This is a genomic window from Actinomycetota bacterium, assembly GCA_018334075.1.
Taxonomy (GTDB): domain Bacteria; phylum Actinomycetota; class Coriobacteriia; order Anaerosomatales; family UBA912; genus JAGXSC01.
In genome coordinates, this window is record JAGXSC010000044.1 from 136,447 (window position 1) to 149,652 (window position 13,206).

The window sequence follows — 13,206 nt, forward strand, 5'->3', positions numbered from 1 at the left end:
TTGGCGTCAAGAGATGGTGCACTGTACAGGCGTAGTCTAGCGCGAGCGCTTTCTGTTAATAGCTCACTAGCTCCAGTTTCGACAGGCGCTATGGGCATACTGCGGCAGCCAGGCGTGACTACTACCCCCTCTCGCACAGACCCAAGTCCTCCTTCAAGATCAAGCGCCAAGCACAGATCAAGCATACCTCAAATGTCGGTCAAAGACATTAGCGTCACCAGAATCACACCCGAGTGCACCGTGATCCTCGAATCAAATCTCTCCACAACATTACTTATAGCAAACGATGATAGCGGGTCGATCACGCCTCTGGAAAGCGGATAGCGAAAGCCATCCAGGGAAACTGTGGCCTCCCCAATCGCGGTAACAATCGATACAGTTTGACCGATCATTGAAAGAGAAAGAGTGCTCAAGCCAGAAGGCGCTAAAATCCATCCATGAAAGCCAGGCTCAGATATCCTCGGACTCAGGTGGGCATGCCTGAAAAGCGATCCAACGCATGCCAGTGAATGATCCAGCCGTCCAGAAAATGCAGCCGTCACGTTAACGCGCGGGGAGCCCATATCCGCTGCGTACTTCAGTGCTGCATCCAGGTCGCTAAAGTCCTTATCTGTCGAAAGGCGCACTATCTTTGCTCTGGAGGCTTCCGCCCACTCAATCCCATCCAGGGTAGCGGAGTCGAAATCGCCTATTACGACATCCGGAACTCGCCCAAGAGCCTTGCACAGGTCGACTCCGCCATCAACGGCGATCAGACACTTTGCCTCGGCTATGACGCTTTTGTATGCGGAGGCGGTAACATAAGGGGCCGCTGCAACCAAAGTGCACTCCTGGCCCATCATCTCGAGCTCCGACTATCAGATTGAGGAAAACCATGCCTGGCAAGGGCGGGCAACACAACCGCCGCCGCTGCGAAAACACCCAAGGCAGATACTGGGACAAAGAGATTGTAAAGCAGCGTATAAACGATCACCGGCTGTCCCTCGGGCGCGTACTCTGCAAAAAAGATATATCCAGAAGCAGCGTGGAATACGTAGCGCGCAAACGTTGCAACGATCACGGCAGGCAGAACTGCGGACCAAATCGCATCTTTGGCGCGGTTGGCCAATACGCCACGCTGCCACTTGGCATGGAATATCCCAGCAAGACCAAGGGCGCCAAATGCGAGAGGATAGTCGAGCAGCACCTGAGCGGGATGGACGATCATCGGCTCGATCATGAGCTCAATCAATCCGTATCCCGCTCCTGCAATCATTCCGGCCAGAACACCGCGCCGCAAAGCAATGACTATCAATGGCAACATCACAAGCGAAACGGTGCCACCATAAGGCATCTGAAAAATTCTGACCGCGTTCAAAACCGCTGCCAACGCTATGCACAGCGCGATTTCAACGAAAATCTGTGTAGGGAATTGCCTTATCGGCATATTCATACTATATCCCGAAGACTACCTTTCCCAAATACATGAACAAGGGGATGCCGATACCAATCGCAACCGGGGTTCCTACACCCGTCGAGCTTCCAATATATGCCGAAGGGTTAGCCGAGGGGATACCGCTTCTAAGTGTTGGAGGGCCAGATACATCGGAGTTGGAAGAAGCAAGAATCGCGAGCATGATAACCCCGCCCGGCGAGAACCCGACCAGCAAGTGTGCGATATATCCAAGGCCGAATCCCGCCAAGCCGTGCACTAATGGAGCTACGGCAGCATAAAGAGCATACCAGTGAGCGACCTTAAAAAGATCTCTCAAACTACTATAGGCATCCATGCCCAGTGTCAGCATCAAGACAGACAGAAAGCCGATGAAGAGCTGATCGTAAAAACCCTCGAAAACCGCACTTGGCTGCGCCAATAGACCCACAAGTATTCCCGCAAAAAGAGTTGTTACCGCCATTCCCTGAAACGTCTCTTTGGTAATTGCGAGGATGCTCACGCCTTGGGCCGTCCCGGATTTTTTCTTCAGATGAAGGTTAGCAAGAACGATCGCGGTGACCAGCGCTGGAGTATCCATGAATGGATATAGCGCCGCAACCCAGCCTTCGAACGCTATTCCGGCATCCTCCAAAGCAAGTGTTCCTGCGATGAAGGTTCCGGAGGAGACTGCACCAAACAAGCCGGTAGTGGCTATCGCGTCTACAGGCTTGACTCCCGGAAGGCGCGTCAGTATCGCCGAACCTACCAGCACCACTACAATTCCTATTACCACACAGATCAGGGCAGGGAGCAAGATTGCCGAGATATCGGCATTACGCATCTCCATACCAGCGTTCAAGCCGATTCGCATTAGCAGAACAAAGACGGTAAATTGATATACCGCGTCAGGAATACGTAGCTCGCTTTTGACAGCGGCGACAAGCATTCCAAGTATAAGGAAAGCAAGAGTGGGCGTCTGCAGCATCTCAAAAAACTTTGACAAAAAGCCTAACAATACCTCCATAGATCCCTCTCCCTCTGCAAATAGCGATAGCCATACGATAGGCAACCACGCACATTGGACATTATACGACTTTTCGCAGTGTGCCCTAAAGTAATCGCGCTAACCACCAAACCCGCGAGCAACTCGCTTAAGCGGTAGAAACCGGTCGGTGAACGGTATCTGCCAAGATTGGCATCCCTCGGATTTACCGCAGACCGCCACTAGAGCGCCTTTGCCCGAAGAATGCGCCCTTATGCGACAGATTTATCGCCTGAATTGCGAAACACGCCTAACTTTATGCCAAGGCTAGTACGTATGGAGCCGTGGTTATTCGTCCTGGAAGGAAGTGGAGAAATGTCAAGTACGGTTGTAGCAACGAGTCCGCCCACATATATTGTATCCCGGTGGAGTATACCGATCGCCGGGTTGCTGCTGACCCTGATGGGCGGAATCGCGTATGCGTGGGGCGTTTTTATTGTGCCACTGGAGACGACATATGGCTGGACCAGGGCACAGGCGGCTATGCCGGTGTCGATTTATCTTGCAGTGTTTAGCGTGACAATGATATTCGGTGGCATGTTGCAAGATAAGTACGGCCCCAGGGTGGTCGCCGTTTCTGGAGGCGTACTCTTCCTGATCGGATATCTGCTTGCAACACAAGTTGAGCGTTTCACCGACGTATGGTGGTTGGTTCTTACATACGGAGTTATCGGTGGACTTGGATGTGGTCTTGCATACTGTGTCGCGGTACCCACAATCCGGAAATGGTTCCCAGATCGAGTTGGGTTCGCAATCACTGTAGGACTGATCGGCTTTGGAATCGCCTCGGCAGTGTTTGCGCCCTGGATAACCCGTCTGATTGCTACAGTGGGAATCCCCAACACTTTTTTGGTGCTGGGTATTATCACCAGCTTGGTTACATTCTTTGCTGCTTGGCTGATAAGATTGCCCGCGCCAGGCTGGTCGCCACCAGGTTGGGACAGCTCTCCAGGGGCGAACGGCAACGGCTTGCTTGCGCCTCGAACAGAAGCCACCTTAGCTGAAGCAATGAAAACACCCAAGCTCTACCTTATATGGATAGGGTTCGTATTGATCATCTTCGGTGGGTTGATGGCCATGACCCACGTTGCCCCTTACGGAGTCTCAATCCTGGGACTCGAAAAAACAACGGCCGCTCTCGCAATGACCTTCTTTGGATTGGCAAATGGATTTGGCCGACCGGTTGCAGGCTATCTAGCCGAGAAGATCGGGCCCGTCAACGTGATGCTCGGCACATACCTGATCACCGCAGCCACTTACTTTGCCTTCAACACCTTTGCCACTAGCGCCCTTACCCTGTACATAAGCGCGTTTATATTGGGCTTCGGTTTCGCTGTAACCCTGGGATTGTTCCCGGTACTGACCACCGTGTCATTCGGAGTAAAGAATCTAGGTGCCATCTATGGTGTGGTGTTCACGGCATTCGGTGTGTCTGCATTCTTTGGCCCACAGGTTGGAGCCAGGCTTTACGACGCAACCGGCACATATGTGGTTCCATTTGCGGTGGCGGGAGTATTCACCCTTATAGGCTGGCTCTTGGCTCTGTTCGCTTACAAGCTGAAGTACAAGCTTCCCTAGGACTTTTGACACAACAAACCACGGTAACAAGAAAGCGGGTCCACAAATTGTGGATCCGCTTTCTGCTTTGGTGGGGGTGGGTGAGAAGATCTACGAACTTACTGTGCGATCCAGCTGTCACCGGAACACAGTCAGCCGACTGCGCAAGTCCCGAGGTGTTGCGCTTCGGATGACATCGATGACAGACAAGCAGATCGCCGATGCCGTGACCCGTACGAATCCGGGCTGTCGATCGCCAAGATGAAGTTAACCTCGAGAGTTCTTGTGGTCGGGTCATAACCGACCGACGCACAGTTGCTGCTTATGACCGGAATGCGCTGCATCACTCATCCCCTTCCTATTCCTCGCTTGAGTCTGCCTTCTCCAGCTCCGCGAACTTCGCTGCCATAGTCGGGTTGCCGCGCGTCAACTTCTTGATCGACACATCTTGGGCCTTGTTGTTTGCCAGACGGAGGTTGTTCTCGGAACCAAGAAGTTCGGCCTTCGTTTTCTCGAGACTCTTGATGGTCTTGTCAATCTCAGCGATGGCGTTCTGGAACTTCCGTGAAGCCAAGTCATAGTTCCTGGCGAAGCCTGACTTGAACGCCTCCAGGTCCTCCTCGAAGTTGGTGATGTCGATGTTCTGAGCCTTCATCAATGTAAGCTCCGACTTGTACTTCAAGGCGTTCTGCGCAGCATTGCGAAGTAGAGTGATCATCGGAATGAAGAACTGTGGTCGGATGACGTACATCTTCGGATACCGGTGAGACACGTCCACGATGCCCGTGTTGTAGAGCTCGTTGTCCGGCTCCAGCAAAGAAACGAGTACGGCGTACTCGCAGCCCTTCTCGTTACGGTCCTTGTCGAGTTCCTTGAGGAAGTCCTCGTTCTTCTTTTTCGTCGCGGTGGTGTCGCACTCGTTCTTCATCTCAAACATGATAGACACACACTCGGTGCATGCTTCGTCGGAGTCGCGGAATATGTAGTCGCCCTTGCTGCCGCTGCTGCCGTCGTTGTCCTTCTCGAAGTAGGCGCGAGGGAAGGCCGTAGCGCGGATCTTGTTGAACTCCGTTTCGCAGTGCAGCTCCAGGGTCTCGCCGACCAACTTGGTGGACAGCTTGGCCTTCAGGTCTTTCAGGCGTTCGATGGCATCGTCGCGATCCCTGATCTGTGTCTCGTACTTCTCCTTGAGTGACGACTCGATCAACTTCTGCTGGGCATCCTTGACCTCTAGGTCACGTCTGAGATCGTCGCGCTCCTTCTCAACAGTGCCGAGTGCCTCCTTGAGCTCAAGTTGCTTGGCGACGTCGGCCTTCTCCAGTTCCGCCTTCAGGCGAGCTATCTCTGCGTCCTTCTTCGTAGCCTCCTCCTTGAGCTCGCCGGTGGCCTTCGCTTGAGCCAGCTCGACGCTCGTCTTCAATTCCTCTCTGAGGCGCTCGATCTCCGCATCCTTCTTGGCTGCTGCCCTCTCCATCTCGCTGGCGACCTTGGTCTCTGCGAGTTCAACGGCTTGCTTCTTGTCTTGCTCGGCTAGCACTAGCCGATCGTGCAGAGCCTGGTCGAAGGCTTCGTCGCGTACCTGCTTCAAGATGTCCGCGTAACCGGCCTCATCAATGTTGAATGTCTTGCCGCAATGCGGGCATTTGATCTCGTGCATAATTACACCTCCTCTTTGGATTCATCATATTCTTGAGCATCTTCAACCGCCCCGAGCTCGTCGGAAGCAGCAGGCAATACATCTTTCGGATCAACTCCGGTCACGATGCATAGGCCCGCAAAATGAGGGCCGTCAATCTGGTTCATGAACTCGAAGACAGCCTCTATAGCCGTCTTGACCTCATCGGGACTCACAGTCGTATCGGTCGCGGGGCTCTCGCTATGTGAGTAGGCGTGCGTGTATCGGGTCAGACGCAGCCGCAGAGCGCCTGCATCACCTTGGTAGCCAGCCTCACGAAGAAGATCTGCCGAGTTGTGCATGGCCAGAGTGAAGTTGCCAACCCACTCGGGGTGCTTAAAGGCTAGAAACGTCTCCAACATTCGTCGGATCACGTTGGGAAACAGCAGCTGCGCATCTAGCCGGTTTTCCATCGAGTCATCAGCCTGGAGATCCTTGAGCTTGTCGACTGTAGCAATGAATGCGTGGTGATACGTCGAGCGTACCTTCTTGCGAGTGGCCTCGGTAGGAGGCCACTCGGCGATGACGGGCGAACGCCTCGTCTTGCTCAAGCGCGTCACATGCTTGGACTTAAGCTCGTAGAACGAAGCCGGGCAGAGGTCCCTCATCTTCTTGCTGGTCGTCTTGTCTCGCCCTGAGTTGTGAAGCGCTTCTATCTGTATGTCCCACTGCCGGAATAGCTCGAAGTTGTGGGTCAACAAGATCAGCTGGGCAATGTGATCTTTGACAACTGCTTCGTTCCATATGTAAGTGGAGACACCCATGAAGATCTCGTTGTCGAGGCTGGAAACAGGATCATCGATTACGACGATGGGCTTGCCTATGCAGGCATCGCACCGCGCTACCACTTCCAGAAAGTGAACGAGAGTAACAGCGGTTCGCTCGCCTACGCTAAGTCCAGTGGCTGGTTCGCCGTCTCGAGTCACTTGGTACTTGCCGTCGACGGCCTCGAACTTCAGTTCGTTTCGCCCAAGCAGCCGCGCAACTTCTTCGGTTAACACCTTGGCACTCGGAGTCGGGTCACCATCAACCGCTTCCAGCGCCGTGACTTGATTGGTCAGCTTCAAAAGCTCTTCGTTGAGCTTGTCGGCCGCCGCCTTCTGCTTGACCGACTCGGCCTTCTTCCCAGCAACCTCCGACTCGCCCTTCTTCAAGTAGTGCAGTTCGACGGCCTTCGCTGCAGCTTGAACAACCTCATCGTGCTTAGAGACCCGATCGTTATGTTCATCGCGCAGTTTGATGAATTCTTTGCCTTCCACGGTCGACGGTGCATCAACCTCGGGATCAACCGGCATCAGAACATTCGCCAGCTTCGCCTCCAACCTCTTCTTAACCCCATTTGTCCATGCCTGTAAGGAGCCGAGTTCCTCGCGGAGCTTTCCTTCGGATTCGTCGTATCTGGCGCGCAGATCTTCAAGAAACAGGCCCTTGCTCGGTACGGCCCGAAGCGAGGATTCCACCTTCGACTCGATGCTCGCGAGTTCGGTCATGATTCCGCGCAACTCGCGCTGCAGTTGTTGCACGGCATCCGAAAAATGCTGATCAATCTGGGAACGGCGCTCATCGCTGAGAGAAGATCCGCAAAAAATACACGTATCCACTCCTTCGTGGTGGTGCCGACCTTGATCCACCCATTCGGTGGCGTCCGGGTGTGTCTGCAACGTGTCGAGGATGATCGTGCTAGGCGTGGTCCCGAGTGCAGCCGAGATTCTGTGCCGGATGTCGTCCGGTACGCTGACCACCAGCTCTTCTTCGGGAAGCGCCTCCGCTTTGTCAGCGTTGATGATCCCCGTCTTCTCCTGGAATTCCTGCTTAGTAAGCTCAGTCCAAGTCGCGTGGTCTTGGCCGAACATCGTTCGGACCATGCGTGTGCTGAAATTGCTGCGGGAGTGATACCTGCCCCCGGCCTTGCTGGCGGCATCGACGACCTGCTGTGACACCCGGCTGTAGGTAGTCTCTATCGCCTGATTGGCAGCACGCTCCGTATCCACTGCAGCGTCGCGCTCTGCGGTCTTCGCGGCGACCGTCGTTCGCAGATATTCGAGCTGTTTCTCCACGTCGGCTGCCTTCTCGCCGATCGTGAGTACAGCAGTCATCTCTGCTTCTGCGGGCGTGAACTTGTGGCTTCTAGACACATAGCACTCACTGAACACATGAACCCGCTCGAAGAACGGGTTGTCATTACCGTTGGTCGCTATTGAGGTTCCATTGTCATCGATGGTCACCGACAACTTCTTGTAGCCTTTTCCGTCGTCGGCGTTTCGCAATCCGTCAAGTGCATCCGAGAGTGAGGTCTTGCCGGTGCCGTTGGATCCATAGATCACGTTGATCCGAGCGAGATCGGGGAGACCCGCGCCCCAGCGGTAATCCTCAAAGATGCCGCAGGCCTTAATGGAGTCCAGCTTGCGGAGCATCACAATCTCCATTCATCCGGCACGCTGACCGCATAGCCCGGGACGGTATCAGTGCCAATGCCCAGCTGCTTGAAGTGTTCCGTTGCGGCCTTGATCTTGGCGTTCTCAGTCGGGCGGCGCTTGGACTCATCCCACGTGCTCTTGGTCTCGCGGATCATATAGATACGATCCTCGCCATTCTCGTCCTGCTTGATAATCGCCCAGTCAGGGTTATACGGCCCCACGGGCGTCTCGATCTTGAACTTGCTGGGCAGCTTCATGAAGAACTTCACGTCTTCGCGCGAGTCCAGTTTTGCAGCGAACTGGCGCTCCGGCGCATCTGCCCCTTCAGAGTCAATCTGGATGTAGTCGAAGTCGGTCTTCTCGGTGTGCTCGACCTTGTAGACGCGATCCAGGAACAGGTCACGCTCTTCGGCGCCGTCAGCCTGCAGTTCGCGCAACTCGTAAACGTAGCCGCCGATCTTCTCGTACTGAACGCCTTCCTGAATGGCGGCGGCCACCACGTTTTGCAGGTTGCGCTTGACCATCGCTATGAAGTCGTTGGGATTGCCGATGAACTCATCAAGCTTGCCCGAGCGCGTTAACACGTCCACCAGTGTTTTGCGAGTGAGTGACGTTGCCTCCTGCAGCTCAGCAATGATGTCGGGCAGCTGGTAAGTACCTGCCAACTCCGCCGCCCGCGTGGCAGTCTCCGATGTCTTCGTGCCGCCACGCACCAACTTCACGCCTGCACGGGTTACTTGTACTCGAAGAGGCAGAATGGGCTGCTCAGCCTTGATCCTGTTGACGGCGTTTTCGATGACTTCATCTCGCTTGAGCGTCACGCGGTAGGTGGTCTTCTGCGAAATTGTGCGCCAGAAGTCCTCGAACCACGGCGACGAGTAGATCTCCTTGTTCAACTTGCGCGACACACGTTTGCGCTGAGTCTTCACGATGCGCTCGATGCGACAGTTGAGCATCACATCGATGATGTCGTCTTGGGGCCAGAAGAAGTCGGGCACTGGGCCGAGTGTGAAGCCGAGCGTTTCGGGACGGAAGTTCGCGGTGACTTTGCCTTCCTTGTCGATGAAGCTACGTTCGACCAATTCGTCCCAGATCAACTTGGAGCCTTGGAAACCCAGGCGCTTTTCCTCGCCAGTGACTTCATCCGTCGTCCAAATCTTGGCAAATTCACCGGGACGTACCAAGCCGATGCTAACGCCAGAATCGCGGTACTCCTTCTGCAGGCTGTCAGCGAACTCGCGATACGATTCGTTGGCCACGACGGTCAGTTGCGCGATGCCCTTGTCGGGCACCCTCTCACCAGATTGGTTAACCGGCAGACGCAAACCACGTCCAATTGTCTGGCGACGCTCAGTGGCTTCACCCATCTCCCGTAGAGCGCAGATCTGAAAGACGTTGGGGTTGTCCCAACCCTCTCGCAGAGCGGAGTGGCTAAAGATGAACCGCACCGGCTCACTTTCATCCAGCAACCGCGCCTTGTCGCGCATGATCAAGTCGTAGGCATCATCATCAGCCTTCGAGGTACCGCTAGTGTCTTTGAACGTGTCATGCTGACCTTTCTTGCCTTTGATAGCCGAGAAATAAGCGCGGCGGTACTCAACCGGGTCGAGAGGTAACGCTTCCATCCATTTGCTATTCTTCGAACGTTCCTCTACTAGCAGCTCATCGAACCACATCACGAAATCACCGTTAGCTGTGTTGTTGCTGTACCCATCGCCGAGAAAGCTCGCGACCTTATCCACAAAAAACAGGCTGAGCACCTTGATGCCGTGCGGTCGAAGCATCTCCTCTTTGCGCAGGTGTTCACGAATTGTCTCGCGGATCATCTCGCGGTAGATGGAATCGTTGGAGCCACCGATGGTCTCACCCGCCTGAATCCACCCATGCGGGAACAGCTCGACTGATTCAGGCTCGATGCTCAGCTCATTGACCCGCCAGCCTTCATAGGCGGAGTTATCAGTGACCAGTGCGAGGTCCTGGCCGTTCTTGACGTTCAGCGTCTTGCGCTTGATGGCACCACCCGTCTTATAACGCACGGCCAATTCCATGCAGGCAAGAAAACCCCTGTCATTACGAACTGACTGGAGCTTTACGTACGGCGTGGCATCAGCGCCTTCCTGTAGGGCTTCGGCCACCACGATCTGTTTGACCAAGCCAAGTTCGTGAGCGTCAACAGGGTCAAGCCGGTAAACAACGTTGCGCGTCTTGCGATGCGTTGCCGAGTATCGAAGGGTGCACAACGGATTGAGTTCCCCTACTGCAGACTGGCTCAGTAACGACTCCATGTTCTGCGGCTCGTCCATGATGAGCACCGGATGTGTGGCCTTCAGGTAGTCGATGGGCCGCAGTCCGTTGAGCTTTTCGCGGGTCTGGTAAATAACACGTGTGTTTTTGTCACCACGCAGCGAGTCGATGGTCATTACCATGATCTGCACACTCGTGGAAGTGGCGAAGGACTGGACCTCTTCCGGCGTGCTGCCGCTGTAAACGAACAAATCGAACGGCGTGGCGTAGAGGTCTTTGAAGTGATTGGTCATCAGCTTGATGCTGGTGGTCACACCCTCACGGATGGCGACGCTCGGCACGAGGATAATGAATTTGGTGAAGTTGTAGTTCCTGGCCAGTTCGAAGATGGTACGCAGATACACATACGTCTTACCGGTGCCGGTCTCCATCTCGATGTCGAAATCTAGCGATCCCCCAGCCAGCTCACTCACTACTTCGAGGCCGTTGCGGTCCTGCACGGCTTGTAGATTCTGCAATATGGTGGCTTCGTCGAGTATTAGGTTGTTGCCGACCGCGCCGACCTCGCTGGCTATCTCAAAAGCCCGCACTTGGTCACCGGAGTCCGGCGTCATGCCCTGTAATGTCGTCATCAGCGACGCAGCGTCACTGGGCTGGCCATCGAATAGATCAACCACTGCGGCAATGGCGTCCTGCTGAAACTCCTGGTGGGCATCAAACTTGAACTCCATCGTTAGGCCGTCCAGAGTTCCACGCCGCGTGACCTACATTCTTGAACAAGGTTGGTTTTGAGCTCGTCATCACCGTGGAATACGTCTTCGAGGATGATGAGGCGGGCTGGCTTTTCGGCAATTACCACACGCAGCTGCTCTAGTGACGGCTTGGTGCGCTCGTCGAGGTACGCGAGCACAAGTCCCTCACCGACTGTCTTGAGCTTGAGGCCCGAGACTTCAGTGTCCCCGATCCGCTCGGTGAGTGAATAGCCCTGCTTGAGCAAGATCTCGGTCAGCAAGGCCTCAGGCGTTGCCTCGTCAGCCGCGCTGTCGCGCAAGTCGAGTAGGTGCTGCTCTAGCGTTGTTGCATCTGTCTCGCTTGCCACGCGCCACTTCGAGAAGTTGGTGTCAGCGAGGCAGTACGCGCGAAATCCTAAGTCTAGCGGAGTCTCGCGCAAATCCAATCGCGTCGAGTCTTCGTCGGCAATGTGCTCCGCAGCGAGCTCAATGCGACGTCGTGAAATCTCTGCGATCGTTTCGAAACCCGCACTGCGAGCGATAGAACCTTCGGGGGTCGGTTCAGGCAGCTGAACCTGGATATGAACTCGATTCCCGCCATCGACGAGATTCTGCTTCATCACGGCGTGCGCTGTCGTTCCTGAGCCAGAGAAAAAGTCTAGGATGATCGAATCTCTGTCAGAGCCGATCTGGATTACCCGTTGGATCAGCCCAGTCGGCTTGGGCGAATCGAATACCTTCTGGCCGTCGAAGAGTCCGCGAACCTCACGCGTGCCCTTCTTATTGCCGTCCACGTCGGTCCAGAGGTTCGACGGACGCTTGTCGCGACCTTCAAGGTAGAACTTCTGATAGGGATGCCATTCAGCCACAGAGCTGCGCTCGATCAGCCTCCACTCGACGAGTCCCTCGGCTTCCATCTCCGCGAAACGGCTCCTGCCGCAGATCCATCGGCTCTCATACCCGCCAGGACCAATCGGGAACACCTCTACGCCATCTGGGGACTTCACCCCGTAATACATACTCGGCCTGTCTTCACGCCGGTCCTCGCCTCCCGTGCGGCGGAGGGAACGTGTGAGGTACTTGCCGCGCGCATCCTCCTCGTTGTAGATGGCGGCATCGCTCTCGCCAAACTCCAATCCATTCAGTATCGCAACAGGACTTCGGCGATAGACAACCATGAAGTCAACGGTGTTCGTCAGCCCGTCGAACCCACCACCCGTCGGAGTACCTGTCGCTCGCGTGATGAGACCGACAAAGTTCGACTCACCGAACACCTCATTTCCAAGCTTGCGCAGGTTATCGAGTTCGTGATCATCGATAGCGATGAAGATGACGCCATCTTCCGTCAGCAGGTTTCTTGCGAGCTTGAGTCGCGGGTACATCATGTTGAGCCAGTTAGAGTGATAGCGACCCTCGGTCTCGCTGTTGGTACTGACCTTCTTGCCTTCCTCGTTGACCTGGCGGGTCCACTCCAGATAGGTTTCCAGCCCCTCTTTGTAGTTATCGGGGTACACAAAGTCCCTACCGGTGTTGTACGGGGGATCGATGTATATCATCTTGATCTTGCCGTGATAGTGCTTCTGCAGGATCTTGAGCACTTCGAGGTTGTCGCCCTCGATGAAGACATTCTTGGTGGTGTCCCAGTCCTTCGAGTTCTCGAAGTCGGGCTTCAGCGTCGCCGTGGTAGGCTCCTGCGCTGCACGCAGCGCGCGTTTCTTGCCCGGCCAGAACAACCCGAAGCGCTCACGGTCGTCACCCGCATCGTCACCAAGGAGCTCCTTGAGCTTCTCGACATCGACCTTGCCATCGGCAATGGCCTCAGGAATCAGCTCAGAGAGTTGCGCGGCAAGCTCAGTCTTGAAGTTCGGTGTAGTGCGCGGGGTTTCATGGATGTCCTGTAAATCGTCACTGCTCATTGAATGTTTCCTCTATCCAGATTGCCAAAGTTCGTAGGCGTAGTACTTAGACTGGTAGGCAGTGAGGCTCATCGACACCCCACGCCACCAAGTGGCAATTGATTGCCCCCAGCTCATCAGCGGCCTTCCGCAGTCGCTGTACAGGTGTCTTGTTGTGCTTCGCCTTGCTTGAGCGCGCCATATTCCGTGCTCCATCCTATTAGTCCGGGA

Annotated in this window: 9 protein-coding genes; 1 reads left to right on the forward strand and 8 read right to left on the reverse strand. The window is 55.1% G+C overall.

Annotated features, from left to right (window positions below):
• Positions 1–188: 188 nt before the first annotated feature.
• The 3 genes from KGZ89_05815 to KGZ89_05825 are packed head-to-tail and all read right to left on the reverse strand — an operon-like array spanning position 189 to position 2,438.
• Positions 189–842 (reverse strand): thiamine diphosphokinase, encoded by a 654-nt coding sequence (locus KGZ89_05815; protein ID MBS3974368.1) that lies wholly within the window; start codon positions 840–842, stop codon positions 189–191.
• Positions 839–1,426 carry an energy-coupled thiamine transporter ThiT gene (thiT, locus tag KGZ89_05820; protein ID MBS3974369.1) on the reverse strand — a complete coding sequence of 196 codons (588 nt, stop codon included), beginning with the start codon at positions 1,424–1,426 and terminating at the stop codon, positions 839–841. The genes KGZ89_05815 and thiT overlap by 4 nt, the downstream gene beginning before the upstream one ends.
• Positions 1,427–1,433: 7 nt before the next feature.
• Positions 1,434–2,438, reverse strand: a complete 1,005-nt coding sequence (locus tag KGZ89_05825; protein MBS3974370.1) for a sodium-dependent bicarbonate transport family permease — start codon at positions 2,436–2,438, stop codon at positions 1,434–1,436.
• A 333-nt stretch (positions 2,439–2,771) separates the two neighbouring features.
• Here KGZ89_05825 and KGZ89_05830 point away from each other — a divergent pair, with 333 nt between their 5' ends.
• Positions 2,772–4,034 (forward strand): OFA family MFS transporter, encoded by a 1,263-nt coding sequence (locus KGZ89_05830; GenBank protein ID MBS3974371.1) that lies wholly within the window; start codon positions 2,772–2,774, stop codon positions 4,032–4,034.
• Between the two features lie 131 nt (positions 4,035–4,165).
• Here the strand turns inward: KGZ89_05830 and KGZ89_05835 are convergent, their stop codons facing one another.
• The 5 genes from KGZ89_05835 to KGZ89_05855 are packed head-to-tail and all read right to left on the reverse strand — an operon-like array spanning position 4,166 to position 12,996.
• Positions 4,166–4,357, reverse strand: a complete 192-nt coding sequence (locus KGZ89_05835) for a KTSC domain-containing protein (GenBank protein MBS3974372.1) — start codon at positions 4,355–4,357, stop codon at positions 4,166–4,168.
• A 14-nt stretch (positions 4,358–4,371) separates the two neighbouring features.
• A complete protein-coding gene (locus KGZ89_05840) occupies positions 4,372–5,670 on the reverse strand; it encodes a DUF2130 domain-containing protein (protein ID MBS3974373.1) in 1,299 nt (432 codons plus the stop codon).
• A gap of 2 nt (positions 5,671–5,672) precedes the next feature.
• On the reverse strand, positions 5,673–8,102 hold the full coding sequence (locus KGZ89_05845) for an AAA family ATPase (GenBank protein ID MBS3974374.1): 2,430 nt from the start codon (positions 8,100–8,102) through the stop codon (positions 5,673–5,675).
• Entirely contained in the window at positions 8,102–11,080 is a 2,979-nt protein-coding gene (locus KGZ89_05850; protein ID MBS3974375.1) for a DEAD/DEAH box helicase family protein, read from the reverse strand. Before KGZ89_05850 ends, KGZ89_05845 begins: the two co-directional genes overlap by 1 nt.
• 2 nt (positions 11,081–11,082) lie before the next feature.
• Positions 11,083–12,996 carry a site-specific DNA-methyltransferase gene (locus KGZ89_05855; GenBank protein MBS3974376.1) on the reverse strand — a complete coding sequence of 638 codons (1,914 nt, stop codon included), beginning with the start codon at positions 12,994–12,996 and terminating at the stop codon, positions 11,083–11,085.
• Positions 12,997–13,206: the final 210 nt, after the last annotated feature.

Bases quoted from the DNA above. Each gene is read 5' to 3' on its own strand.
- KGZ89_05815 (MBS3974368.1), bottom strand. From the start codon at position 842: ATGATGGGCCAGGAGTGCACTTTGGTTGCAGCGGCCCCTTATGTTACC.
- thiT (MBS3974369.1), bottom strand. From the start codon at position 1,426: ATGCCGATAAGGCAATTCCCTACACAGATTTTCGTTGAAATCGCGCTG.
- KGZ89_05825 (MBS3974370.1), bottom strand. From the start codon at position 2,438: ATGGAGGTATTGTTAGGCTTTTTGTCAAAGTTTTTTGAGATGCTGCAG.
- KGZ89_05830 (MBS3974371.1), top strand. From the start codon at position 2,772: ATGTCAAGTACGGTTGTAGCAACGAGTCCGCCCACATATATTGTATCC.
- KGZ89_05835 (MBS3974372.1), bottom strand. From the start codon at position 4,357: ATGCAGCGCATTCCGGTCATAAGCAGCAACTGTGCGTCGGTCGGTTAT.
- KGZ89_05840 (MBS3974373.1), bottom strand. From the start codon at position 5,670: ATGCACGAGATCAAATGCCCGCATTGCGGCAAGACATTCAACATTGAT.
- KGZ89_05845 (MBS3974374.1), bottom strand. From the start codon at position 8,102: ATGCTCCGCAAGCTGGACTCCATTAAGGCCTGCGGCATCTTTGAGGAT.
- KGZ89_05850 (MBS3974375.1), bottom strand. From the start codon at position 11,080: ATGGAGTTCAAGTTTGATGCCCACCAGGAGTTTCAGCAGGACGCCATT.
- KGZ89_05855 (MBS3974376.1), bottom strand. From the start codon at position 12,996: ATGAGCAGTGACGATTTACAGGACATCCATGAAACCCCGCGCACTACA.